This is a genomic window from Priestia sp. RMT2NF4, from assembly GCF_047872835.1.
GTDB classification, from domain to species: domain Bacteria; phylum Bacillota; class Bacilli; order Bacillales; family Bacillaceae_H; genus Priestia; species Priestia zanthoxyli.
The window spans coordinates 1,615,601-1,639,635 of record NZ_JBLQZO010000001.1 but is presented as its reverse complement, the minus strand read 5'-3'; the positions used below and the strand labels follow the sequence as shown (position 1 = coordinate 1,639,635).

At 37.6% G+C, this 24,035-nt stretch carries 30 protein-coding genes, 6 tRNA genes, 1 rRNA gene and 2 other RNA genes; 29 read left to right on the top strand and 10 right to left on the bottom strand.

Annotation, left to right across the window (positions count from 1 at the left end):
• The first annotated feature begins 33 nt into the window (after positions 1–33).
• The 4 genes from ACMX9J_RS08895 to ACMX9J_RS08880 all read left to right on the top strand — a co-directional run bounded on the left by ACMX9J_RS08895 (position 34) and on the right by ACMX9J_RS08880 (position 2,221).
• Positions 34–405, top strand: a complete 372-nt coding sequence (locus ACMX9J_RS08895) for an iron chaperone (protein ID WP_394530373.1) — start codon at positions 34–36, stop codon at positions 403–405.
• A 40-nt stretch (positions 406–445) separates the two neighbouring features.
• Positions 446–1,153, top strand: coding sequence for a DNA alkylation repair protein (locus ACMX9J_RS08890; protein ID WP_394530372.1), 708 nt, complete (start codon positions 446–448; stop codon positions 1,151–1,153).
• A 162-nt stretch (positions 1,154–1,315) separates the two neighbouring features.
• Positions 1,316–1,609, top strand: a complete 294-nt coding sequence (locus tag ACMX9J_RS08885; RefSeq protein ID WP_416225668.1) for an RNA polymerase alpha subunit C-terminal domain-containing protein — start codon at positions 1,316–1,318, stop codon at positions 1,607–1,609.
• A 123-nt stretch (positions 1,610–1,732) separates the two neighbouring features.
• Positions 1,733–2,221, top strand: a complete 489-nt coding sequence (locus ACMX9J_RS08880; RefSeq protein ID WP_394530370.1) for a tetratricopeptide repeat protein — start codon at positions 1,733–1,735, stop codon at positions 2,219–2,221.
• A 264-nt stretch (positions 2,222–2,485) separates the two neighbouring features.
• Here ACMX9J_RS08880 and ACMX9J_RS08875 read toward each other — a convergent pair whose 3' ends face one another.
• Entirely contained in the window at positions 2,486–2,674 is a 189-nt protein-coding gene (locus ACMX9J_RS08875; protein ID WP_014458940.1) for a hypothetical protein, read from the bottom strand.
• 501 nt (positions 2,675–3,175) lie between these two features.
• On the opposite strand from ACMX9J_RS08875, the gene ACMX9J_RS08870 reads away from it, so the two are divergent.
• The 3 genes from ACMX9J_RS08870 (at position 3,176) to ACMX9J_RS08860 (ending at position 4,807) form a co-directional block, all read left to right on the top strand.
• Positions 3,176–3,403 carry a hypothetical protein gene (locus ACMX9J_RS08870; protein WP_034267138.1) on the top strand — a complete coding sequence of 76 codons (228 nt, stop codon included), beginning with the start codon at positions 3,176–3,178 and terminating at the stop codon, positions 3,401–3,403.
• Positions 3,404–3,494: 91 nt separating this feature from the next.
• The gene (locus ACMX9J_RS08865) at positions 3,495–4,343 is read left to right on the top strand and encodes a sialate O-acetylesterase (protein WP_394530713.1); all 849 of its coding nucleotides are present in this window, start codon (positions 3,495–3,497) and stop codon (positions 4,341–4,343) included.
• A gap of 164 nt (positions 4,344–4,507) precedes the next feature.
• Positions 4,508–4,807 carry a hypothetical protein gene (locus ACMX9J_RS08860; RefSeq protein ID WP_255219763.1) on the top strand — a complete coding sequence of 100 codons (300 nt, stop codon included), beginning with the start codon at positions 4,508–4,510 and terminating at the stop codon, positions 4,805–4,807.
• Between the two features lie 154 nt (positions 4,808–4,961).
• Here the strand turns inward: ACMX9J_RS08860 and ACMX9J_RS08855 are convergent, their stop codons facing one another.
• Entirely contained in the window at positions 4,962–5,513 is a 552-nt protein-coding gene (locus ACMX9J_RS08855; protein WP_047750235.1) for a DUF4352 domain-containing protein, read from the bottom strand.
• A gap of 422 nt (positions 5,514–5,935) precedes the next feature.
• Between ACMX9J_RS08855 and ACMX9J_RS08850 the strand changes: the two genes are divergently transcribed.
• Positions 5,936–6,940 (top strand): AbaSI family restriction endonuclease, encoded by a 1,005-nt coding sequence (locus ACMX9J_RS08850; RefSeq protein ID WP_416225667.1) that lies wholly within the window; start codon positions 5,936–5,938, stop codon positions 6,938–6,940.
• A gap of 228 nt (positions 6,941–7,168) precedes the next feature.
• On the opposite strand, the gene ACMX9J_RS08845 is transcribed toward ACMX9J_RS08850, so the two are convergent.
• Entirely contained in the window at positions 7,169–7,324 is a 156-nt protein-coding gene (locus ACMX9J_RS08845) for a hypothetical protein (protein WP_176343638.1), read from the bottom strand.
• Positions 7,325–7,680: 356 nt separating this feature from the next.
• Here ACMX9J_RS08845 and ACMX9J_RS08840 point away from each other — a divergent pair, with 356 nt between their 5' ends.
• The 12 genes from ACMX9J_RS08840 (at position 7,681) to ACMX9J_RS08785 (ending at position 11,601) form a co-directional block, all read left to right on the top strand.
• Entirely contained in the window at positions 7,681–7,941 is a 261-nt protein-coding gene (locus ACMX9J_RS08840) for a hypothetical protein (protein WP_416225666.1), read from the top strand.
• Between the two features lie 526 nt (positions 7,942–8,467).
• The gene (locus tag ACMX9J_RS08835) at positions 8,468–8,647 is read left to right on the top strand and encodes a small acid-soluble spore protein H (protein ID WP_043981050.1); all 180 of its coding nucleotides are present in this window, start codon (positions 8,468–8,470) and stop codon (positions 8,645–8,647) included.
• Positions 8,648–8,991: 344 nt separating this feature from the next.
• Positions 8,992–9,180, top strand: a non-coding RNA gene (ssrS, locus tag ACMX9J_RS08830) — 6S RNA.
• Positions 9,181–9,193: 13 nt separating this feature from the next.
• An RNA gene (ffs, locus tag ACMX9J_RS08825) (signal recognition particle sRNA large type) lies at positions 9,194–9,458 on the top strand.
• Between the two features lie 52 nt (positions 9,459–9,510).
• A 5S ribosomal RNA gene (gene rrf, locus ACMX9J_RS08820) occupies positions 9,511–9,626 on the top strand.
• A gap of 124 nt (positions 9,627–9,750) precedes the next feature.
• Positions 9,751–10,602, top strand: coding sequence for a tyrosine-type recombinase/integrase (locus ACMX9J_RS08815; protein ID WP_416225665.1), 852 nt, complete (start codon positions 9,751–9,753; stop codon positions 10,600–10,602).
• Positions 10,603–10,935: 333 nt separating this feature from the next.
• A tRNA-Ile gene (locus tag ACMX9J_RS08810) sits at positions 10,936–11,012 on the top strand.
• A gap of 15 nt (positions 11,013–11,027) precedes the next feature.
• Positions 11,028–11,120 (top strand) — tRNA-Ser (locus tag ACMX9J_RS08805).
• A gap of 18 nt (positions 11,121–11,138) precedes the next feature.
• Positions 11,139–11,215: transfer RNA gene (locus ACMX9J_RS08800), tRNA-Met, on the top strand.
• 10 nt (positions 11,216–11,225) lie between these two features.
• Positions 11,226–11,310 (top strand) — tRNA-Leu (locus ACMX9J_RS08795).
• 9 nt (positions 11,311–11,319) lie between these two features.
• Positions 11,320–11,396, top strand: a tRNA-Arg gene (locus tag ACMX9J_RS08790).
• Between the two features lie 114 nt (positions 11,397–11,510).
• A tRNA-Ser gene (locus ACMX9J_RS08785) sits at positions 11,511–11,601 on the top strand.
• A 342-nt stretch (positions 11,602–11,943) separates the two neighbouring features.
• On the opposite strand, the gene ACMX9J_RS08780 is transcribed toward ACMX9J_RS08785, so the two are convergent.
• Entirely contained in the window at positions 11,944–13,119 is a 1,176-nt protein-coding gene (locus ACMX9J_RS08780; RefSeq protein ID WP_416225664.1) for a NupC/NupG family nucleoside CNT transporter, read from the bottom strand.
• A gap of 467 nt (positions 13,120–13,586) precedes the next feature.
• On the opposite strand from ACMX9J_RS08780, the gene ACMX9J_RS08775 reads away from it, so the two are divergent.
• Both ACMX9J_RS08775 and ACMX9J_RS08770 read left to right on the top strand, forming a co-directional pair.
• On the top strand, positions 13,587–13,802 hold the full coding sequence (locus tag ACMX9J_RS08775; protein ID WP_416225663.1) for a hypothetical protein: 216 nt from the start codon (positions 13,587–13,589) through the stop codon (positions 13,800–13,802).
• A 57-nt stretch (positions 13,803–13,859) separates the two neighbouring features.
• A complete protein-coding gene (locus ACMX9J_RS08770) occupies positions 13,860–14,531 on the top strand; it encodes an MOSC domain-containing protein (RefSeq protein ID WP_034267110.1) in 672 nt (223 codons plus the stop codon).
• A 57-nt stretch (positions 14,532–14,588) separates the two neighbouring features.
• Here ACMX9J_RS08770 and ACMX9J_RS08765 read toward each other — a convergent pair whose 3' ends face one another.
• The gene (locus tag ACMX9J_RS08765) at positions 14,589–15,437 is read right to left on the bottom strand and encodes a C40 family peptidase (protein WP_416225662.1); all 849 of its coding nucleotides are present in this window, start codon (positions 15,435–15,437) and stop codon (positions 14,589–14,591) included.
• Between the two features lie 509 nt (positions 15,438–15,946).
• Here ACMX9J_RS08765 and ACMX9J_RS08760 point away from each other — a divergent pair.
• On the top strand, positions 15,947–16,861 hold the full coding sequence (locus ACMX9J_RS08760) for a DMT family transporter (RefSeq protein WP_275036234.1): 915 nt from the start codon (positions 15,947–15,949) through the stop codon (positions 16,859–16,861).
• Between the two features lie 48 nt (positions 16,862–16,909).
• On the opposite strand, the gene ACMX9J_RS08755 is transcribed toward ACMX9J_RS08760, so the two are convergent.
• Positions 16,910–17,560: a DUF975 family protein gene (locus ACMX9J_RS08755; RefSeq protein ID WP_221815583.1), complete on the bottom strand. Its 651-nt coding sequence runs from the start codon at positions 17,558–17,560 to the stop codon at positions 16,910–16,912.
• Between the two features lie 192 nt (positions 17,561–17,752).
• Between ACMX9J_RS08755 and ACMX9J_RS08750 the strand changes: the two genes are divergently transcribed.
• On the top strand, positions 17,753–18,106 hold the full coding sequence (locus ACMX9J_RS08750; protein WP_047750252.1) for a DUF4181 domain-containing protein: 354 nt from the start codon (positions 17,753–17,755) through the stop codon (positions 18,104–18,106).
• Here ACMX9J_RS08750 and ACMX9J_RS08745 read toward each other — a convergent pair.
• Positions 18,081–18,263, bottom strand: coding sequence for a hypothetical protein (locus tag ACMX9J_RS08745; protein ID WP_108674812.1), 183 nt, complete (start codon positions 18,261–18,263; stop codon positions 18,081–18,083). The genes ACMX9J_RS08750 and ACMX9J_RS08745 overlap by 26 nt on opposite strands.
• A 146-nt stretch (positions 18,264–18,409) precedes the next feature.
• On the bottom strand, positions 18,410–19,423 hold the full coding sequence (locus ACMX9J_RS08740; RefSeq protein WP_416225661.1) for a S66 family peptidase: 1,014 nt from the start codon (positions 19,421–19,423) through the stop codon (positions 18,410–18,412).
• Positions 19,424–19,571: 148 nt separating this feature from the next.
• On the opposite strand from ACMX9J_RS08740, the gene ACMX9J_RS08735 reads away from it, so the two are divergent.
• Both ACMX9J_RS08735 and ACMX9J_RS08730 read left to right on the top strand, forming a co-directional pair.
• The gene (locus ACMX9J_RS08735; RefSeq protein WP_176343647.1) at positions 19,572–20,084 is read left to right on the top strand and encodes a sigma-70 family RNA polymerase sigma factor; all 513 of its coding nucleotides are present in this window, start codon (positions 19,572–19,574) and stop codon (positions 20,082–20,084) included.
• Positions 20,085–20,103: 19 nt separating this feature from the next.
• Positions 20,104–21,267: a DUF5643 domain-containing protein gene (locus tag ACMX9J_RS08730; RefSeq protein WP_176343648.1), complete on the top strand. Its 1,164-nt coding sequence runs from the start codon at positions 20,104–20,106 to the stop codon at positions 21,265–21,267.
• A gap of 46 nt (positions 21,268–21,313) precedes the next feature.
• Here ACMX9J_RS08730 and ACMX9J_RS08725 read toward each other — a convergent pair whose 3' ends face one another.
• Positions 21,314–21,733 (bottom strand): MarR family winged helix-turn-helix transcriptional regulator, encoded by a 420-nt coding sequence (locus tag ACMX9J_RS08725; protein ID WP_016765035.1) that lies wholly within the window; start codon positions 21,731–21,733, stop codon positions 21,314–21,316.
• 143 nt (positions 21,734–21,876) lie between these two features.
• On the opposite strand from ACMX9J_RS08725, the gene ACMX9J_RS08720 reads away from it, so the two are divergent.
• A complete protein-coding gene (locus ACMX9J_RS08720) occupies positions 21,877–22,224 on the top strand; it encodes a DUF6054 family protein (protein ID WP_416225660.1) in 348 nt (115 codons plus the stop codon).
• 204 nt (positions 22,225–22,428) lie between these two features.
• On the top strand, positions 22,429–22,812 hold the full coding sequence (locus tag ACMX9J_RS08715; protein ID WP_154973942.1) for a FixH family protein: 384 nt from the start codon (positions 22,429–22,431) through the stop codon (positions 22,810–22,812).
• Positions 22,813–22,875: 63 nt separating this feature from the next.
• Here ACMX9J_RS08715 and ACMX9J_RS08710 read toward each other — a convergent pair whose 3' ends face one another.
• On the bottom strand, positions 22,876–23,256 hold the full coding sequence (locus ACMX9J_RS08710) for a VOC family protein (RefSeq protein ID WP_416225659.1): 381 nt from the start codon (positions 23,254–23,256) through the stop codon (positions 22,876–22,878).
• Positions 23,257–23,586: 330 nt separating this feature from the next.
• Here ACMX9J_RS08710 and ACMX9J_RS08705 point away from each other — a divergent pair, with 330 nt between their 5' ends.
• The gene (locus tag ACMX9J_RS08705; RefSeq protein WP_196246103.1) at positions 23,587–23,754 is read left to right on the top strand and encodes a hypothetical protein; all 168 of its coding nucleotides are present in this window, start codon (positions 23,587–23,589) and stop codon (positions 23,752–23,754) included.
• Positions 23,755–24,035: the final 281 nt, after the last annotated feature.

Sequence of the window (24,035 nt, the reverse complement as noted above, 5' to 3'; positions counted from 1 at the left end):
CGTTCAAAAATTTTTATTCTAGGAGAAGATGCTATGGAAGTTTTTGCAGAATATTTAGCGCGTATAGATAGCCCTGACCACCGTGACCGAACAGAGGAGGTTTTGGCTTGGGTTGCTAATACTTTCCCAAATTTGGAACCACAAATTAAATGGAATACGCCAATGTTTACTAATCATGGAACATTTATCATCGGCTTTGCCTCAGCAAAACATCATTTGAGCGTTTCACCTGAAGACATAGGGATTGCGCACTTTAATCATGACATCGCCCAGGTTGGATACAGCGCTACCAAAGGCCTGTTTCGAATTCTATGGACTGAGCGGGTAAACTATGAATTACTTAAAAAAATAATCGAGTTTAATATGTTAGATAAAAAAGACTGTTCAACTTTTTGGCGGAAATAAAGAGTAGATTATGAACGGAGAAGAAGGAGGGTACAGAACGGTGGACTTTGAAATGGTTATGAAAGAACTTGAAGCGCTTGGCACAGAACGAATTAAAAAGACTTACATAAACAATGGTGCACACGATCCACTTTTTGGAGTAGCAACAGGAAAAATGAAGCCGATTGCAAAGAAAATCAAGAAAAACCAGGCTTTAGCCGAGCAGCTTTATGCGTCTGGCAATTATGATGCTATGTATTTTGCCGGTATCATTGCAGACCCAACAGAGATGACTGCGGAGGATTTTGAGCGTTGGATCGATAAAGCGTATTTTTACATGCTATCTGATTATGTAGTTGCAGTAACTTTGTCAGAAACCGATTTTGCGCAAGCTGTTGCTGATAGATGGGTGGCAAGCGGTGAAGAATTGAAAATGTCAGCAGGTTGGAGTTGTTACTGCTGGCTTTTGGGTAATCGTCCTGACGATGAATTTAGCACAAGCAAGGTTGCCGATATGCTTGAACAAGTGAAAAATACGATTCACGATTCTCCAGATCGAACGAAATCGGCTATGAATAATTTTATCTATACAGTCGGTGTTTCATATTTGCCACTTCATGAAAAGGCGCTTGAAACTGCAAAGGCAGTAGGTCCAGTCGAAGTTAAGAAGGATAAGAAAAAAAGTAGTATTCTTCTTGCTTCCGAAAACATTCAAAAGGATATAGATAGAGGACGGATTGGTTTCAAACGTAAACATGTAAGGTGTTAGCATGATTTGTAATGGAGCTACACTATCTGAAACGAGACTAACAAGCATTTAATAATAGTTAGCTTACTATACGCATGATGTTCTGTTTCTCCATAAATCATCCATTGAAGAAGTGGCAGGGGATAAAAGCTAAAAAACTCTTGTGAAAAGGGGAGAATAAAAATGAAAATTCAAAAGGGAAATCTAAGAATCTGTCATAAAGGACACAAATATTATAAAAGCAGTAACTGTCCCACCTGCCCAACCTGTGAGCAAGAACGCAAACCTGACAATGGATTTCTTTCCATGCTATCAGCACCAGCAAGACGAGCATTGGAAAGCAACGGGATAACTTCTTTGCAGCAGCTATCAAAATTTAGTGAAAAAGAGATATTACAATTTCATGGTATGGGTCCGGCTTCTTTACCTAAACTTAGAGAAGCTTTGCAGAACAATGAGTTAGCCTTTAAAAATTAAACATCAAGGATAGTTAAAGCAAGAAATAGATATCGATAAAGTGTATGAATACGCTGAATTTCCGGATATGGAAGGGTGTTAAGAGATAAGTAGTGGGAAAAAGAAGGGTTGGAGATTTAAGTGATGAATAACAAACTAGATAAAGCATTAGCGTTACGAAAGAATGGAAATCACAAAGAATCTAACGAATTGCTAAGTAAATTAGTTAAGGAATTTCCAGACAATGCTTTATATAACTATCAATGTGCTTGGAGCTTTGACGTATTAGGAGAAGAAGAAAAGGCAGTGCCCTTTTACGAAAATGCCATAAAGATAGGATTACCTTCTAAGGAGGATATGGAAGGTGCAGTATTGGGATTGGGCAGCACGTATAGAGCCTTAGGGGAATATGAAAAATCAAAAGATATATTTTTAAAAGGAATAGAATCATTCCCAGATAATCATGTAATTAAAGTGTTTTATTCTATGACCTTATACAATTTAAAAGAGCATAGTAAAGCGATGGAACTGATACTGAAATGCTTACTAAATACGACAAATGACAATGAAATACTAAGTTATAAAAAAGCCTTACATTTCTATTCAGATAAACTGGATCAGACTTGGAAGTAGCTTATAAAATTTACTGAGTATAAGTTCTTTTCTTGAAACGAGAAGAGGACTTTTTTTGTAACAATACTGGCAGACTTCCTTTGATAAAATGACTTTTAAAATGATAGATTATGAAGAAATACATTTAAACTATAGGAGGCTTTGTTGAACAAGAAAGCCCTTACATATTATGTATGTCTAATATGTAAGGACCTTTATAAGAATCACATTTGAAATAGGAGATCTTTGCTTTGGATCCTGCGCTTCTTTTTTTTGTTGAAGCACTTATGTTTGTACCACTCTATCCTTACTAAACTCTTCTTCAATTAACTTATCCATGAGAAAATGATAGAAAACGTGATAATTCGTTTTAGTTAGTTTGTCCAGTTCCTGGTGAGTGATGATATTATGTTGGATGAGTAAACCTATAGCAGCTGATATACAATTTACTTTTAAATCTTCTTCCCCTAACATATAAATCACCTTCCCTTATTTACTAAGTAACCCATTCTATATAATAGGCATACTTAAGACACGGACTGATATAAGCTCTTTTCTCAAATTATGGATCTCGTGCTGATAGAAAATAATCATAAAATATTCTCAACACTTTTTGATGCATACTGTTATCTTTATATACTTTGCTTTTTTTTCCTGCAAAAAAAACAAAATGATTTCAATTTTCCCTTATTATGGAATGCTGTATTTGTTTTTAACAGTTAGAGAAGCTTTTGAGCGCTCAGTATGTATCTGAATGTCAACACCAAGAACTTATAAACACCATCCGAGGAAAGTGAATGATGGACTTTATTTTAATTGGTTCTTATTATTTATCTTATGTAAATGCGGTTTTCCTGTAAGTGAAAAGGGCAACTTTAACTATGTCATAAACCTCCCTGTAGGTAATTATTAAATTATATAGGGGAATTTACAGCTCAATAAAATACTGTTATTACAAGTTAGTGAGGTAGAAGTATGAAAGAAACCAATAGTAAGAATCTAAAATCAGAAATTATAAAAAAGCACGAGGTATTATTTGCAAAGAGATTGGAACTTGAGAGTGAAGCAAGCCGTTTGATGTTAGAAATTAATTTATTGGACGCACAGAATACTCTTAATAAAGTAAGTCAGTTAAACCAAAAAATAGATGATATAACCTCTGAAATGGATTATTTGAAACAAGCTCTTGAAGCCATTAATTGAGCTATATACCAGAGTGTAACTAATTCTATAAGTATAACCACGGGCAAATTAGAAAAAAGTGATTAACATGACAAAGAAAGAAGGTATTTCTATGAAATCTGTATTATTAATTGGACAATCAAATATGGCAGGCAGAGGATTTATTGAGGATGTACCGCCGATTTATAATGAGCATATACATATGTTGAGAAACGGTAGATGGCAAACGATGGCAGAACCACTTAATTTTGATCGTCACATATCTGGTGTTGGGCCCGCAGCCTCTTTTGCTCAAGCTTGGACAGAGGATCATCCGGGCGAGTCCATTGGGGTCATACCATGTGCCGAGGGAGGAAGCTCAATTGATGAGTGGACAATTGACGGACTATTAACCAGACACGCGATTTCTGAAGCAAAATTCGCAATGGAAACAAGTGAGTTAGTGGGAATTTTGTGGCATCAAGGAGAAAGCGACAGTTACGGAGAACGTTATAAAACGTATGAAGATAAATTGCTTTCATTATTTAAACACTTGAGAGAAGAGTTAAATGCACCAGATATCCCGATTGTTATCGGTGAGTTGGGGAATTACCTTGGAGACGTCGGATTTGGAAAAAGTGCCGTAGAATATAAACAAATAAACCAGATATTGTCTAAAGTTTCCCATACTGAAAAAAATTGTTATTTTGTAACATCCAAAGGCTTAACAGCAAATCCAGATGGCATTCATATTGATGCCGTCTCTCAAAGAAAGTTTGGATTAAGATACTATGAGGCTTTTTCAAAACAAAAGCATGTGTTAGATGTTTTAGACGTTGAGCATGAATGGATTGAAAAGGAAGCAAAGCGTGAACTAACTAAAAATGAACGTATATTTGTTGAAAGTATGAAGTTTGCCTTGGGACAAGTAAGTTTTGAGGAGTTTTCTATTAATATCTCTACTATTAATGAAAGTAAGTAAAGCAGAATTAATCCCATTTTGTGAGGAGTGGAGTTCGTATAGATTTGTTAATTATTAAAACTAAAAAAGTAAAATCCTTTAAACAGGGGCTCCAAAAAGCCGGGATTCAAGACACGCAAATTTTTCAAATGCAACTAGTGGAGAAGTTGCAGAAAGAGTGTTAGGTGGGAATATTTCAAATCTGTATTTCTCCTCTCGTTTCAGAAAAATGGAAAAACATTCAGGAAAAGTTTATTCAACGAATTTCAGAAGACATTGCCTATGCGCAGCGCAATGGATTAGCACGTAAAGATGTACATAATGAGCTAGTAGCAAGAGGGTGGTTTTTCACTAATGAAATGTATCTTTGGGAAATTGTTCGTAATGAATATGAGCCCCTGTCGAACAAATTGCTAAGAATATCGCGTCTATTTATATTAAAGGACTCTATTTATAATTTTGGTGCACAAATTGCATCTATCTAAAGTAAGTATATAATATCCCCTTAATACTCAACATTCTCTGCAGAAAAAGGGGCCGTTTCCCAATATACTCTGTTACGGGTAAGGATAATAGTATAAACAGTAAAAGCTCACTAAACGTTGAACGTCTATTGAGCTTTTACTGTATAGAAAAGTATTATTTAATTTGAACTTTACTTCCGTTTATTTCAATATACCATTTACCTTTTGCATAGCTATCTTTTGAAACCTCAAATACGTCAACATCCGTAACTTTGATACCTGGATTTAAATCACTTGCAATCTTAGAGTTATCAATGTTAGTTTCAACTGCATAATTTGATGTTGCATCAATATCAGCGTCATATTTTGTACCTTTTTCATCAACGAGGTTAATTGTTGGGGTTGAAAAAGCACCTAATGGTTTGTCAGAGATGTTTTTAACAGTCCATTGAATAGCAACAAGTGTACCGCCTTCAGAAGCTTTTTTGTTTGCATATTGGTTTCCAACTTGTTCTCTTTCCTCTACTTTTGTTACAGAAACTTCCGCTTTATTATCTACTGTAAAAGTGTCTCCCACTTTATGAGCTTTTTGTTCTTCTGATTTTGAAGAGTTAGAACTAGATCCAGAACCACTATCGTCTCCACCTGATGCTACGACAGCAATTACTACAATAAGTGCAATAAGAATAATAAATCCTAAACAGCCAATCTTAAAAAATTTTTTCATTTTAGTGCATTTCCTCCTGTACCATTAAGCATGCATTTATTATGTATTTATAATGCATGTTTAATCTTTACATATAAATAGTTATATTACAATATCAAATTTCCTTATTTTAATAATAGGTTAGATCAAACTGCTTAATATACATTAATCAGGACTTATTATCCTGAAATTAAGCCTTGATATGTTTTTTATGGTTAAATTTAGTATATATAAATTATTTTTCCAATATATAAATATTAAAAATAGTGTGTACGTATGTATATCAAAATACTTAGCAGAAACTTATAGCAACAAGAGGGATGAATTACAAAGGCGAGGCCCAGTAGACGGTTCATCAAAAGAGTTGCACTGTCTTTATCGTTTGGATATGGTTATTTTTTTATAGTGCTACAGTAGAGGAAAAGAGAGGATCTAGAAAAGTAATGAACAAGTATGACTATATTAAAAGACAATTAGCGAAAACGAATAAAAAAAACGATGAGAATTATATCATTACAAGGATCTGGCATTTGCTTGATAATTACGATATAAAAATAAATACTCAACAGTATGTAGTACGATCAAATAAACACCAAAAGGTTGAATACGGATTAATTGATTTGTATTTTCCACAGTTTAATTTGGCCATTGAAATTGATGAAGCCCATCATAAGAATGATATAAATCAAACATTAGACGAAATTAGAAAAAACGATATTGTACATGCCTTAGATTGTGAATTTATCAGAATAGATGCTACTGAATCTCTTGAAAAGATTCACGAAAAGATTGACCAAATAGTAGAAAAAATTAATTCGCTAACAAAGGAGAAATGGTTTGTTCCGTGGGATGCGGAGAAGGAATATGATCCAAATACTTATATTGAACAAGGATATATAGATGCTGACGATAATATTTCTTTAAGGTTAGTTGCAGACTGTTGCAATGTGTTTGGAGCTGGCTATGCTCACGGAATTCAAAAAAGCGGCGCACCACATAAGTTTGAAGAAGATACAGATATTAAAAGGTTAAAATTTTTCCCTAACGAAACGTGGAACAATCAACTTCTTGAAAATGAAGAACTGTTTATTGAATATAATACAATTCCAGAAGAGAACGAAGCCTACTTTCAGAAAAGAATGTATCAGCTGAATCAGAAGATCGCGCTATTTGCATATGCGAAAACTTCTTCCGGACGCTTTGAAGCGATATTTAAAGGACTTTATGTACTAAATCGTGAAAAAAGCAAAGAGACAGGCGTTCTGACTTATAATCGTATATCTACAATAATGCCAACTTACTATCCAAAAGATGTTAAACAACCTCTTAGAATCGCAGAAGCCTATAATAACGACGGATATAAAATAGCACACTTTTATACAGAAAATCAGGTTAGAAAATTTGAGGATAAATATAGCAAGAGATATAAGATAATACCGTATTTATAAAATAATCGTTTTATTATAAGTTTCACTTTTTTATTTTGTTACATTACTTAACGATTATTTAATGTGAGATACTTTCTTTTTATTTGAATTCTTTTTTCATAATAGAATTCAAATTCTTTTTAGCTTGGTGCCTCTTTTTCACATAAGTCTTCTTCACTCTATAAAAGAAACCTCAGTTCAACTCATACATTTGAACTGAGGTTTCTTATTATCCTCGAAAGGTTAAATTTATTTTTTATTTACTTGGTGTCCACTTTTTTTCTGACTCTGGGAACTCGTGTTGCCAGTTTGAAATTCATTCCCTAATTCAACATCATTTCTTTTATCTTGCTTTTCTACTTGCTCTCTTGTCTGATTCTTTTTCTGTATCCCTTGTTTTGACATTACTTATCTCATCTCGCTTTCATCTAGTATTGTTTTTAATATGTACAACTAAAAGAAAAAACATATAAATTAAATAAATAAATTGTTAGTTGCTTCTGAATCAAAGCCTTATTTGCCACTAGGCGAACCCCAGCATATAAACAACCTAGCACATTTTAGATTGCTGCCTACTCCTTACCTAATACAGTAATTTTTCTTTTTTAGTTTTAGGGTGGAGGGACAAGCTTTATGGGATTAATTTGATTTTGGAATAAGTGAGAATAGGATTGTAAAAAGGACACATAATTAGTAAAACAATTACTGTTGTTTAATATGTCAGGAAATGAAGATTTTACTCATTTTTGGAGGAAGTTGTAATGGAGAATTATCAAACGTTGAAAAATGCGATGAATGAATGGGCACGTGTGACTGAGGATCCACAAATGTTAGTGACTTATGAAGTAAACCAGGAATTCCAAGTAGATGAAACACTGACATTAAAAAAAGCTGAAAAGCAAGGGGAAAAAAGAGCTATTAAAAGAGTAGCGTTAAAAATGCTGCAAAAAGGTATGGATAATCAAGCAATATCTGAATTAACGGAGCTTACAGATGAAGAGATTGAACAGATTCGTAAATAACGAATGTAAACCGAGGATAGGAAGAAATAGATCCAAAACAACATTTTATTTTATTACGATAAAAAAAGGGCTACCCCAAAATAGGAAAGAGGTAGCGAGCTCTACTCAAGCTAAAAGTTGAATACATTGGTTGAGTTAAAACAACTACATTATTTTAACATGTATAAAAATTTTAGTAAAACGCTATCATTTCCAGTTTTATTAACTAATTTCCTCTGCTAAAATGGAATCATAGGGATGAAAAGAGAAGGGTAGATGAGGCATATGAGTACGAGTCTATTGCTAACTTTAGGGGTTATATTTTTGGCAACAATAGCTATAGCCATTTTAATTAAGATTCCAGAAGAAGATTAAACTGTATAATAAAATAAAAAGCTATCTCAAATAATAAAGGAGATAGTTTTTTTATTGCTTCATGTCTCATTTGAAAAATTAAAGTTGATTTTATATAGAGGAATTAAATGCATAAAAATTAATTAAAAACAAATACTTTCACTGTCATAAATAAAAAGGAGGCTAGATAAAGGTGGATGCACAAAGAGCACAAGAAATTGCCGATTCAGTGGACATGGCCAATGTAATACATAACGGGAAAAGTATTTACATTGAGCATGTAGACCAACAAAATGGGGTAGCTACAATTCATAACCTGGATGAACCAAATAATAAGCAAAGTGTTTCTATAACTGAACTAACAGAACAATAATTTACTCTTAGAATAAAAAAGCCGTTTTATGTAGGCTTTTTTTTATTTTTCTCTCATTTTTATGGAGAGGGGATAAGAAGAAAAAATAACCACATTAGAAAAGTGTTGTTAGATCAAGGATGTATAAAAATCTAACCGTAATGAACTTTACTTTTAAATGGAGGACTCAATATAATGGAACACGACTCCTTATAACTTCCATCTTTCAAAGAAATCCCTTCCCAACAACAGTAAATCAAGCAAATAAGAAAACATTGCAGGTTAGAAGTTTTTTTTTCGTTTATGTTGACTTCTACGAAATTTTATTGTAGGATAATCTATATCATCAATAAACACATTAAATACTTATCCTACGATGTACGTTATGCCCTATTTGTTTTGAACCGTACTGTTTATTTGGGATTCCTACATTTGTTGACGGATGCCATGCCTGTCTTTGACACAGGATTGCTGGAACGTTAATATGCGGAAACCCACCTGCGAGACCGCGGGTTCACAAAACAGATTGGGAGGACGACATAGGTGGGAATCCCTTAACTATACATACCGTGCTAGACGGGGAGATGGCGGTGCCCTGTAACCTGCAATCCGCCTTAGCAGGGTTTAATTCCTAACAGAGGTATGAGTCAGATAAGGTCTGACTTGGACAAGTGGTGTTGACAACTGGGTCCTGCACAACAGAAACCTATGAACATGGTCAGGTCCGGAAGGAAGCAGCCATAAGTAGATTCTTCTGTGTGTTGCAGCACAACCCGGTCGAGCTAACTGTACACGTAACGCTTATTTGATCATGTCAATGACGGGTGCACGGTGTTTTTACTTAGTAATTTTTATTGAGTGTTAAGAAAACTATCTTTAATAGGTCTGGTGGCGATAGCAGAGAGGTCACACCCGTTCCCATATCGAACACGGAAGTTAAGTTCTCTAGCGCCAATGGTAGTGGGGACTTTGTCCTCGTGAGAGTAGGACGTTGTCAGGCAAAAAACAGCCCATCATATCAATGATGGGCTGTTTTTTTGTATATTAATTTCGTTTAAATTGATTTCTACGAAATTAAATGTTATGTTTTACGTAATTTATTAGTATATGTAGGAGGATTTAGAGTGAAAAAAAATAGCCTAGAAGTTATTCCGTTGATTGATGACTTTAGCCAATGGTTAATAGAATCAGGCAAATCTGATAATACGATTAAAACCTATCGAGCAGTGCTAAACCAATTTCATGAATGGCTCCTAAGTGAAGGTGAACATTTAGATCAAGTAACAAGAAATAATGTCCAAACTTATATGATTAACCTTGAATCTAATAATAAAAGTGCGTCGACTATAGAAAAAGCTTTTGTAACAATTAGCGTTTTTGCACGCTTTCTTGAAAAACCAGAAATTGTTCAAAATATTGAACGTAAACAAAAAGAGAAAAATAACGAGGTTGTACCACAGTCATTAGAAGCAAGTGAGCGTGACCGCCTTTTATCTGAAGTAAAGCAACAGGGAAACCTTCGTGATATTGCTATTGTATATACTTTATTACATACAGGGATTCGAGTATCAGAGATTTGTGCTTTGAATCGTAAAGACGTAGAGATTAACAAATCTGACGGTTTTTTAATTATCCGTAATGCTATAGGATGTAAAAAGCGATTTGTTCCTCTTTCTACAGAAGCAAGGAATAGTTTAAAGAAATATATTGATTCACTTGATTCTAATCATGAAGCTTTATTTGTGTCTAATTTTGATAGAAGAATGTCTGCACGTACGGTTCAGTACATGCTAAAAAAATATAATGTAAATCCTCATAAATTACGCCACACTTTCTGTCATGAGTTAGTTAAGAAAGGGATAGATATTGCAACAGTTGCCGAACTAGCAGGCCATTCTGATGTGAATGTTACAAAACGATACCTAAAATCTTCTACAAGAAATTTAGAAAATGCGATTACGCAAACCTTTTTATAAAAATAAGCTCTGTAACAAGAATCATGATTCTTGTTACAGAGTTTTTTTATTTAGGTGTATATTCCTACTTAATAATTGCAAAATTAAGTATTAAAACACCAATTACATAGATGTTGACTTCTACGAAGTTATAAGGTAAAATAATTTTTGTTGGTAGCGAAACAGATATCAATTATTTAATTACTAGTCCATGTTTTATATGAAGGGATAGCATACAGATAAACACCACTGACTGTAAATTCTTTCCATGATTATTGGTGGCATAGTCAGGTGGTAAGGTCAAGGTCTGCAATACCTTTTGCCGGCTCCACATTCTAATAGAGAGCTTAGAAAGGACCTTTAGCTCAGCTGGTTAGAGCAGACGGCTCATAACCGTCCGGTCGTAGGTTCGAGTCCTACAAGGTCCACCATTGAACCTGACATATGGAGGAATACCCAAGTCTGGCTGAAGGGATCGGTCTTGAAAACCGACAGGGGTGTCAAAGCCCGCGGGGGTTCGAATCCCTCTTCCTCTTCCATTATATCTTTGTTATTATCGCGGGGTGGAGCAGTTCGGTAGCTCGTCGGGCTCATAACCCGAAGGTCGCAGGTTCAAATCCTGTCCCCGCAACCATTTTTCACATGCGGATGTGGCGGAATTGGCAGACGCGCTAGACTTAGGATCTAGTGTCTTATGACGTGGGGGTTCAAGTCCCTTCATCCGCACCATTTTAGGAAGCGCCCGTAGCTCAATTGGATAGAGCGTTTGACTACGGATCAAAAGGTTAGGGGTTCGACTCCTCTCGGGCGCGCCATAAACAAGAAGCAGCTCATTTTGGTAGAGCTCAAGTCTGATAAGCGTGAGGTCGGGGGTTCAAGTCCACTTAGGCCTACCATTATTCCACAGTGTCTCAGTGGGAGATCCATACAGAGAAGTACCCAAGTGGCTCAAGGGGCTCCCCTGCTAAGGGAGTAGATCGTTAACGCGGTGCGAGGGTTCGAATCCCTTCTTCTCTGCCATTTTATAATTTTATCTGGTCCGTTGGCCAAGTGGTCAAGAGATTATCCTTTTAAAAAGGTAACACGGGTTCGAATCCCGGACGGGTCATTACAAAAAAGGCAGTTTGCTGATAAAGCAAGCTGTCTTTTTATTGGATAAGAGATCTTGCTTTAATCCATTATGTAAAACTAATTTAAATGTTATTAGAATGAAGATAAAAAGCATTTGATAATAGTGCCGATAACTCGGAATATGTCAACAGAAATATTTAATAAATTTCAACATTGTAGAAACGCTCCAAATATAACCCAAAAAGAACCACCCCAACAAAAAAGCACTCACCAACAGTGAGTGCTTTTCCATTAAATAAACAATCCAACCATAATACCTGTTAAAATCGATCCCATTGTCGCTACTAACAGCATCTTCAAGCCGAACTTGGCAACGCGTGAAGCTTGTTCGCCGTTGATTGCTTGGATCGTACCAAGAACGATACCGATTGAGCTGAAGTTGGCAAATGAGATTAAGTAAGCTGATACGATCCCAACCGTTTTTTCAGAAAGGTTTGGCATCATTTTTTGGAAGTCAAGCATCGCAACGAATTCGTTTGCTACTACTTTTGTTCCCATTACGCCGCCGGCTCTCATTAGCTCGTCTGCCGGGATACCCATGATAAAGGCAATTGGGTAGAAGATATAGCCTAAAATGTCTTGAACCGTTAATCCGATTACGCCATTTAATACGTAGTTCACTAATGCTAAAAGACCAACGTATGTAACAAGCATGGCTGCTACGATTAACGCAACGCGTCCGCCGTCTAGTGCTCCGTCACCGATTGCTTCAAACAGCGTGCCTTGCTTAGCAGGCGCTTTAATATCGACTTCGTTTTCATCTTCCACTTTTACAGGTGCAACCATAGAAGAAACGATTAAGCCAGAGAATACGTTTAGCGGAAGGGCAATTAATACGTATTCAGCCGGAATCATCTGCATGTATGCGCCTAGAATTGAACAAGAAACGGATACTAAAGATGTTGTTGTAACGATAAATAAACGGTTTGGTGTTAAACCTCCGATGTGGTTTTTCACCGCAATTAGCGCCGTTGTATCACCAAAAATCATTGCGTTCACGGCTGTGAAGCTTTCAATTTGGGGAAGTCCGGTAATTTTTGAAACAAGTCCTCCGATATATTTGATTCCAAAGGGTAAAATACGAGAGTAGTTTAAAATACTTAATAATGCTGAAACGAATACAATCATAACTAACGTTTGGATAAAGAAAATGCCTTTTCCTGCAAGATCTCCAAACACGAACGAAATTCCGTCGTTACCAAATGATAAGATCTTTGTAAATACACTTGTGATAAAGTCAAGCACCTTGCGACCAATCGATGTATTCATCATAAAAGCAGAGATAGCAAGCTGGATGACAAGCATAACTGCGATGCCTTTATAGTTGATAAGTTTCTTGTCGTTTGACATGAGGAATGCAACTGCTAAGATAATTACAATCCCGATAATTCCCATTAAAATTGACATTTACTTTTCTCCTTACATGTATTCTATATTTATAAAAGAGGGACGTGCATAGAAATGACTATGTAAATCGGCCTCTATTTTATACAAAAACGGAACTTCTACGCCAATTTTGTTAAAAATGGGCAAAATTTTTTAGGCCATTATAAAAAATGACGTAATTGTAAAATAATATTTACTATGTGCTAATATGTAAAAAAACATGCAGAACTGACATAATAACTTATATTTCGACAGCCTCTACTATCTTAAATCATTTTGAACAAAAGAAAAAGGGGAAATGAAGATATTTTTAATATAATTGTGAAATATTTTTAAAAATTTATGATACTTCCGGTCCTTGGAATTACAGCATGAGAAGTAAAAAAGAGACAAAATCACTTATCATATGCTGTTCAAGAGAAATTTTTCCTTTTTAATGGTAGAATATTCATGAATAATGACAAAGTAAAAGTACAAAGGAGTTAACAATGAATAGTATTCAAGCCTTTTTTTCAAAGCATCCGAAATGGTCGTATACCGGAAATTTTGTGGTAACACTAGCGTGCGTAGCGGTCTTTCCATCTTTATTTATGCCGACCGTTTCAGGAGTGCTGCTTGGATTTGTCGCAGCTACCGCTATTACTTATGCATTAGGACTTAAGTGGAAACCGCTGAGACAGCTCATAAGTACATCCAGTAAATAAAACGCTCTATAATAAATGTGGTAAACTAGTAAAAATGATAAAAGAGGTGTAAACATAATGACAACACCCGAGAGAAGGCTGATTCATTTAGCAACCGCCATGCCTGAACAAATGGCATACGGCTCTGACAAAGAAATGCGGACAGGTATATGCAAAAAGCAAGTAGACGAAACGTTTTTAGCAAAAGAAGGGTTTCAAGGCGACGGCGTAGCTGACTTAAGGTATCACGGCGGACCGGATCGTGCGGTGTGCGTGTATCCGTATGAGCACTACAAAAAATGGAACGAAGAGTTTGATACGGAGCTGCCAATGTCTGCGTTTGGAGAAAATCTTGTCTTAGCGGGCATGGTTGAAAAAGACGTATGTATTGGAGACGTTTATCAAGTGGGAGACGCCGTTATTCAAGTGACGCAAGGGCGAAACCCATGTGACACGATTACAAAGAGAACGGGCGTTAAAGGGATTTTAAAACGAATGATTGAGACAAGCTATACCGGCTATCTTTGCCGCGTGCTGAAAGAAGGTACGATTACGAAAGACGCGGAAGTGAAATTAATTCAAGCTCATCCGGACCAAGTATCCGTGTGGTTCACGCTTGATTTATATTTCCATCATTCAAAAGATGTAGAAGGAATGCAGCGGGCTTTAGAAGTGGCTGAGCTTGCGGAAGACTGGAAAAATAAATTTCAAACGCGGATTGAAAAGGCGCTTTCTGTCGCGCAGCGATAAAAAGTAAATGCCCTCCAATCGTTAGAACGTATCTAACGATTGGAGGGCATTTTTTTCTTAGAAGCGTCCGTATCCTAAGAAATGATCTTGATAGTAAGAAACATCTAGGTCAGCTACAGCTACACCGTGTGAACCAGCATGAATCATTTGGCCGTTTCCGATGTAGATTCCCATGTGAGATGGGCCGCTTGTGTATGTGTTTTGGAAGAATACTAGATCGCCTGGTTGTGGAGACGAAATTTTTGTCGCCATGTTCCAGTAGTTAGCTACGCTTGTACGTGAAATGCTGTGACCGCTATGGTTGAACACGTATGCGATAAAGCCTGAGCAGTCAAATCCGCTTGGTGTGTTTCCTGCCCATTGGTAAGGTGATCCTACTAAACTACGTGCAACATTTACTGTGCTTCCAGAAGCCGTGCTTGTTGTTGGAGCAGGTGCTGGTGTGCTTGTTTCTTGTGCTGCAGATGTAGATGCAGATGCTGTAGAAGTAGAAGGAGTTGATGTGCTTACACCTTTTACTTGGCTTGTTGTACTTGGTTTACCTGATGCAATTGTTACGTAGCTTGAGCTTTTTGAAATCCATTTGTTTGGTGCAATTTCAACTAAGCCGTTTGCTTCTTTTAAAATAGCAAACTCTTGGCCTTGTGTTGCCGTTCCAACAACTGGAGATGAAAAGCTAGCTCCTTGACGAATATTTAACGCACTCACGTTTACGATGACTTTTTGATTAGTAGCAGTAGTTGCTTGTTGTTGAGGTACGCTTGGCGTTACCTTTTCTTGTACGGGTGCTGGTGCAGCGCCTCCGTCATTTGCACTTGCTGAAGTTGTGCTAAATGTTAGGGCAGCGGGAACAAGTAATGCTGCTAACCCCATATTCATAACTGTACGATTTGCTTTCTTTAGCATGTTCTTTCTCCCTTTCCATAACTTGTTTTATTCACAACTGTGAGTCTATCAATCCTGACAGGAAAAGTAAACATCTAATTCCAAATTACGACATTTTGTAACATAGTTTTAATATTAAAGGGCGATATAAGTAGAATTGTCACCTTCTCTGTAATAATTCTGACAATTTATCTAGGTAGAAATGTTTAGGAGATTCATAGATTTATTAGAAAATATGTAAGCTAAATGAAAAAGGGGAGCAGAAACCCAGCAGCTGAATGGCTTCAAGGCTTTTAGGATGTATAAAAGCTATAGGTAAAAAGTGATATCGCCACTAGCGATACACTTTATTTTTTTCTAAATGAGAACATAGAGAAGAAGGATACGCTGTCATAAAAGAAACTCAGTTACTATAACTGCTATACATAATCAAAAGCATCCAGTTGAAGCAAGTGAAAAAGAAGCGTAGTATACAAGGAGGAATGAACGCGTGAATCATTTACATTCATATATGTAGGAGTGGTTGTTGTATGAAACAGTCATCATCTTTTATTAATGGAATTCTTTTAGCTGCTCTTGTACTGATTTGGGGATTAACGTGGCCGATGTCGAAGCTGGCGCTTGACTATTCATCGCCTATTTTGTTATCTGGACTGCGGTCGTTAAGTGCGGGAATCATCTTATTAGCAGTCGCACTGCCAAGATACAAGCAGCTTCACTGGAAGCAGAACTGGCGTAAATATATGGTGTCAGGTCTATTTAATTCAATCTTATTCTACGGTCTGCAAACGATTGGACTTATGTTTATGCCAGCAGGGGTTTTCAGCGTTATTGTCTACTTGCAGCCGGTGCTCATCGGCATCATTGCGTGGCTGTGGATTGGAGAAAGCATGAACGCTGTGAAGATAGGGGGCTTGCTTCTTGGTTTTGTAGGCGTAGCTACCATCAGCACGGGAGAATTATCTGCTAATGCTTCAGCCGTTGGAATTCTTTTAGCTGTCCTTACGGCACTGAGCTGGGCGATTGGAACCGTTTATATCAAGCGTATTAGCGACAGTGTAGATGGCATTTGGCTTATTACCGTTCAAAGTCTTGTCGGCGGAGTGGTTATGACAGCAGCCGGAAGCGGAGTGGAAGGATGGTCTCATATGGTATGGAATTCATCATCTGTGCTGCTGCTTTTATTTTTAGCACTGTTTTCTGTTGCCGTTGCGTGGCTCATTTATTTTTATTTAATCAGTAAAGGAGAGGCCAGCAAAGTGGCGTCCTTTAATTTTCTTGTTCCTATTATTTCAATTGTCATTGGCACGCTCTTTTTAGACGAACCGTTTACGTCGTCACTTCTTGTAGGGCTGGTGCTTATTATTATCAGTATTTATTTAGTGAATAAAAAAGCGAAGAATCAAAAGTTAAAGCCCTCTGATGGAGGAGACCAGGCAGCTTGAAATCACCCATAGAAAAACCGTATTCGCAACTCGAATACGGTTTTTCTTCTATTCAGCAACTTCTGTTTCATTTGCTTTTAGTTTTTCATAAAATACGCCAAGCGAAGTCGTTACGTAAGGAACAAGCCATAATAACCCGATACCAAGCGTGATCATACTTAAAATGCCCCAGCCAATAAAGCTTAAAAGGAGTAAAAAGTAGGTCCACTTGTAGCCGTTCATTAACCGTCTGCTTTCAGTAATAGACTGGTTCACTGAATAATCTGGGTTATCGCGGAATACGTAGTAAGCCTGTGAATAGGCAAGGCTTTTGATGATGCCGGGAATGATTAGTAAAATACTCCACAGCACGGTATAAATAATCGTTAGCAAGTAAAGTCCGAGGGTTCTAAAGTATAATCCTGCAGATGAAAATGAATCAAACACGTTTCCTACACGTACACTTTCTCCTCGCACCAGACGCAATAGTACCCAGTAGTAAGAGAAAAAGAGCGGTACGAGCAGCAGGGATACAATATTAGCTAAGGTAGACTGAGAGTATTCGGTTTCAGACCCGCTTGGAAATCCGTTAACAAGAAAGTCAATAAGTCCTGGAATACCGGCAGCAATTAGATACGTAACGAACGTAAGCAGTACGGCGAATCCCCAGCGGTTTTTCAGCGCTGTGAGTGCACCTTGCTTCACTTCTTTTATTCTCATAACTTGATGTCCCCCTCTAGGTGAGTTTATACAGAGAATTCAACCTGTACATTAGTCAATATATTAGCGATTTTTAAATATATGAATGCTTGCACTAATAAGTTGGATAAAGTTTTTTAGAGACTTGAAATTTATGGAAAGTCCTTTAAGATGGAAGTATAAGGATATTTTAAGTCGGAAGGAGGGACGGAAATGACGCTTGTGTATTTGCTGATTCTGGCAGTCGTTTATATCTTTCTGGATCTTGCCATGCGAAAGAAGCTGAATACAAAGATGAAAAAAAGCTATTGGAGAAGCTTTAAGGGAAGGCGTCCGCTGTTTATCACACTTGAAATGGTGATGCTTGCTGCGTTTTTAGTGCTGATCTTTGTTATACCTCCAGCCTATACCTCCGTTTTTATGTTTCTTTTCTTTTTTTTCCTGTACGTAATTCGAGGATTTGAAGAATGGAAGTTTGAAAGAAAACAAAAAGAGCACTATCACTCGTGGTTTGGTGCAACTTTTTTCTTGTTTGGGACGTTTATATTACTGATGACAGATATGTAAAACAAAATTGTGAAACGACGAAATGAACCGCGGTTGATTTCCGTGCAAGACTTCGCTTTCCGCGGGCGGCCGGTGAGCCTCCTCGTCGCGAACGCTCCTGCGGGGTCTCACTTGTTCCGTTTTTCCCGCAGGAGTCTTCGTCTTGCCCTCCAATCAACCATTAGAAGCACCTACATATATGAAACAAACCTACATGCACCATATCCATAAAAAAATCCGAACGAATTGGATTCTGCATCAAGAATCAAGTTCGTTCGAATTTTTCTTCAATTAAATAAACTACTTATATACAAGCCTCTTTTTTTACGTAAAGCATTGAACAACTGTGCCTTTATTCTTCTCTACGTTAACACGAGCATACGCGCCGTTAATAAGCGTGAGCTGAGGAGGAAGGTGGCCGCAGTCGATGTCATAGATAACTGGAATATGTAAGTCAGAGGCGAGGTCATGATACACGTCTTCAGCAGTGTAGGAATCAACGGGTTCATTAGCTATGCTTCTGCCAAATAAAATACCCGAGCAGTTATCAAACCAGCCCGCTAGCTTAAGCTGAAGAAGCGAACGGCGAAGGTCTACAGTCGTCAGTTCACAGTTGTCAAAATACCAAATGACCGGTTCTGAAGGAATATGTTTTTCTCGAAAAGCTTTGACGTCTCCAAAAGAAGTGCCGGCTAAGTGTCTGATCACGTCGATACATCCTCCAAGCAAGCGCCCTTCGAGGTGAACGTCACGTGACTCTGTATGTTTCCAAGCCGTTTGCTCGGTTAAATGAAACACGCATGGTGACGGGTTATCGTGCTGCCATTCTGTTTGATAGGAATCAGAAGAAACTTGAACCACGCTTTCGCCTTCTTTGGTCGTTAATACCTGCTGCCACATCGCAGTCGTTGGATCCCAGTACTCTCCGCGTAAATCCACAAAATTCGTTCCATGAGCCGTTGCGATTCCCGTATTAAGTGTAATAGCCAGCAGAAGAACGCTGGTGTCAGAATAGCCAAGCACCCATTTTGTTTTCCATTTTGTAAAGTCAAGATGTTCAAGAATTTCAATCAGCAGCTCGCCTCCCCAAGGCGGGATAAGGATATCAATGTTTTTATCAGCAATCATGCCTTGAAGCTCATTCGCACGGTTTTTAGGAGAAGCGGATTTTGCTTTATGCTGCGTCCAAACGGTTTCTCCGGGTATAACAGAAAAACCTTTTTCCTCCATTCGTTCACACGATAAAGAAAACATGGAGTGAAGAGGCTTAGGTACGCCAGAAGACGGTGCGGTTACGCCGATGGTTGGGTTAGATGTAAGAAAAGGATAGGTAATCATAGCGGCCTCCTTCAAAGGTTTTAGCTTATTTTACCAGCGAGAGAAATACGGAACAAGCTTATTTTTTATTTAATTTAGGAAGATTGATAGGTTTTGTAAAAAGAATCCGTATTAATAGATGTAAAAGCAAGGAGAAAGGAGCAATGTCATGGAAGATGACTGGATCGTTGCGAGTATAATGCGTCAAAAAGAAAAAGGGCTGGAGCTGTTAATTGATCAGTACGGAGGATTAATTACGGCCATCGTCCGCAAGCATTTAGGCACGTTAAAAAGCTATGAAGAAGAGTGTATAAACGACGTATTATTAGCGGTATGGCACCATATTCACCGCTTTGATTCCGAGAAAAATACGTTTAAAAACTGGGTTGCGGCTGTTGCTAAGTACAAAGCCATCGACTATCAGCGCAAATACATAAAAACGCAGCACGAAGCGCTTAATGAAGCGGAATTTGGTGAAACATCAGGAGTTCATAACGTTCAAAGGGACGACGTGGAAGAACTTTTAGGTCATTTAAGTGAAGGAGACCGCGAGCTGTTTAAAGCGTATTACTTACAGGAAATCGAGCTGAAGCAAATTGCTAAAAAACAAGAGACCACCATCAGCAATTTATACAACCGGCTGTCGCGCGGACGAAAAAAATTAAAAGCCATTTTTAAATAAGAAATAAGGAGGGACAAAGATGAAAAATGAGTACGACTTATTAAACGGATCGTCTATAGATGTTGATGAATATGAAGAAATTGAGCTAACGGAAAGCGAGAAAAAACGAATGAAAAAACGTTTAAAACGTGAAATAAAGCCGGCGCGTAAAAAAGCGCGTCCGCTGATTGCCGCTGCGGTGCTGCTGCTTGCTGTAACACCTGTGATGATACAAAACGAAACGGTATGGGCATCGGCTGTGCGAATCAGTCAGCAGCTTGGTCAGCAAATTGAGCTGCTTATGAACAAGCCTGAAGGCAGTTTGAGCAGCTATAAAAAAGCGGTAAATGAAACGGCAACGGACCAAGGCATTCAAGTAAAAGTAAATGAAATGATGCTTGATGACGGACAGGTGCTGCTTGGGTTAACCATTAGCGCAGATGAATTTAGAAGAACGGCACTAGGTCTTAACCGAAACACCCCAATTCGACCGGGAGAGCTGCGCGTGAAAATTGGTAATATGTCGTTTTTTGATTCTGCTTCAAGTATTAGAGAGGAACCAATCAAAAACAAAGACGGAAGCTGGGACTATCTGTACGCTTTAAAATTAACGCAAGCGGACACGAACGGAGACGGGAAAATCGATGTGGAAGGCTACAGCGTGCTAGATCATATTGATCCAAACAAAAACTATCAAATCAGCGCGCAGTTCACAAGCCTCGAATTTGAAAAGAATCCTGGTCAGACGAAAAGCGGGAACTACCGGGATTCGTACGGAGAAATTAAAGGGAATTGGACCGTACACACCAGCGTAAACGGCTCAAAAATTATTGCTGATACTAAAGTGTATCCGTTAAACAAGGAAATTCCGATTAGCGAAAAGGGAATAGAAGGCGTATTGTCTATTAAAGAAGTTCGCGTATCGCCTGTTTCGATTAAAATGCACTATACGTTTACATCATCAAACGGAAGCATCCGAGGCGGAACGGATGTTGGTGTAGACATAAAAGATCAAAATGGAAGAAATCTTTCTGAAAGCGGCAGTGGAGGAGGAACAGACACAGTGATAGAGATGGACGGAGAGTACCGAAATGATAAGGACGTCACTATGCTTCGATTTATTCCGTATGTAAGTGATCACGAAAAAGACTGGTCAAAAGACTTAACTTCAGACGCATTTAATTTGAAGGTAAACAACAACTAACCAAAATAAAAACCAGAGGCCTGCTTAGCGGGCATCTGGTTTTTTATTAAATATCCATTTTATTTAACAAGCGAAGAAACGTTTGTAATTCTTCATCCGTAAAATGACTAAGCTTTTCACCGTATTCTTTAGTGAGCACTTTTTCCATTTCTTCTGCAAACGCTTTTCCTTTATCCGTAATCGATAAGTAGACAACGCGGCGGTCTTTTTGACTGCGTACGCGCGTGACAAATTCTCTTTCCATGAGACGGTCGCTGACGCACGTCATGCTGCTGTTTGAGATGTGCATATGCTCGGCAATCTCAGAAACGATATGATTGCCTTCTTTATACAGCAGGCGAAGCGCTAAAAATTCATTTAAAGGAATATATGATTTTAAAGTGGGGATAACCGACAGCTGCATTTTTTTCGTTTGGTTTCGCATCGTGGAAACCACATTTTGGATAAGTTGATCTCGTGTATTCATAGAGGTTGCATGCTCCTTTTTCCGTTCAAACAATTTCTTTTCTTTTCTATTGTACCATATTGTACATAAAGAGAAGCGGCAGGTTTTTTAGAGGGAAAAAGAGAAGTAGTAGGTATCTGTTGCGATAGAAAGGGGCTTGAGTGATGGGAAAGGTAATTGAATTTAAAACGACGCTGCTTCCTTTTGATGGAGCAAAAAAGCTTGTGAACGCAAATAATTCGGAAAGTGACTTACTATACAAAGAATATTATGACCTTGGAGACGGCAAGCAGCTGTGCACGCTTGTGTTTGAACGCTATTTTTTCCGCACCGGCGGCAGAGAATCACTAACCATTATTCTAGAAAATGTGTCGGGTCCAAACAAAGTTAAGTGTATTCCTTCAGGAAGCGCAGAAGGAGTATTAAATATTGACTGGGGAGCAAGCAAAGATTTTGTACGATGGGTCGAAAACGCACTGTCTGCTTATACGCTAGAAGAACCGCAGAGATAAAGGTAAAGCTGGAGAAGGCAATACGCTTCTTCAGCTTTTTTGTGAAGGAAATGACGATTAGAGAAATGAAAAGATGTAAAAGCTACTGTAGAAATAAGAACTTTATGTGGACAATAAGCAATTTTTCTCTTTTTACCGGATAAATGAGTATAATATGAAATTGCAGGAAGACGTCACATTTACATAACAAAGGAGAACAACATAATGAAAAAACTCACCATCGTATTATTTGTTTTAATGATAGCTATAGTAGGCTGTTCAAAAGGAAATGATTCACGTTCAAAAGAAGTAAAAGGAACGATTGAAGTACCGGAATCCATTCAAGCAAATGAACAAGTCAAGCTTAAAGTCCTTGTGACACAAGGAGATAAAAAAGTAGAAAACGCGGACGACGTACAGTTCCAAGTTGAAAAAGAAGGCTACATCAATCAAGAAATGACAAAAGCACCGCACGAAGGAAAAGGCGTCTACAGCACGGACTATACGTTTAAAGAAGACGGCGAATATATGATTACCGCTCATGTTACGGTAGATGGTGACATGAAAATGTTTACGAAAAAAGTAGAGGTAGGCAAGTCTAAAGAGTAGTACCTTATATAGCCATTTAAAAAGAGAATGCCTTGTGCATTCTCTTTTTTTCATAAGAACACTTTAATCTACGTAGTTCGACAGCTCAATCAAATTGTAATCAGGATCTCTTATGTAGACAGAAACGATCGGACCTAAAGCACCTGTACGTTTGACCGGCCCTTCTTCAATTTCTACATTATGTTTTTGTAAATAATGGATTATGCTTTCGATCTTTTCTTCTGTAATAAAACATAAATCAGCGGAACCTGGAAGAGGATGCTTTGCTTTTGGCTCAAATTCATGGCCCGCTTGATGTAAGTTTATTTTTTGTTCACCAAAACGAAGCGCTACTCTTCCTTCTCCGAACGTCTCTTTCTGCATACGTAAAATAACCGTATAAAAGTGAATGGTTTTTTCAATGTCTTTTACTGTTAACACAAAATGGTCTAGTTTTTTAATCATTTCGTTTCCTCCTAACAATGTACACTTTCTTCCTCTGAGGCTAGGGTAAGTACTGGGTGAGATCTGAGAGGTTTTTCTATAAATAAGTATATCATTTGTAAAGTGGAGCATAGCCAGAGACAGCTTTATGTTCATTTTTAGTTCAAATGAGCGTTTTATAAATAGCTTATTTTCTAAAATGCTGCGGTTTTTACATCACACATTAAAAAATTATGGAATTTTATGTTAATATTAAGTAGAGAGTAACATTTATTTTCGCAACTCGGTCGGGAAAGTTTGTTGATTAGATGTGTTGAAAATTTAAATACATATAAGAATGGAGATGCTCGTATGTCTATGGGGATACTTTCTTTCATCACTTTTGTTATCTGGTTTGTAGCCATTCAAGAGTTTTTAAAACCTGAAAAAAATCAGAGTAACCGAAAGATAATGATGTTAACATCGGCAGGCTCCTTGCTGACGTTAGCTCTGACCATTTCACTTTTTCAAACGCTATAAAAATACCTTAAAAAGCGGTTTTTCGTCTGCTACAAGAAGCGTAATACATGCGGCCCTGAGTTCTTCCGTGGTTGTATGATTTGGTTTTCGGAAAATGATGAGGAAGAGGAGAGTAGAGATTGTGAAGAGGAACTACACATTACTGTTTTATTTTCTGTTTGTATTGTCAATGATAGGCGGCCTAGCGTTAAGAGATACGTTTTCCTATTCAATGATGGTTGGAGGCGGAATAGGGCTCACCTTTCTTTTTTGCTCCGCTTATTCTGCAGAAAAAAAGAAAA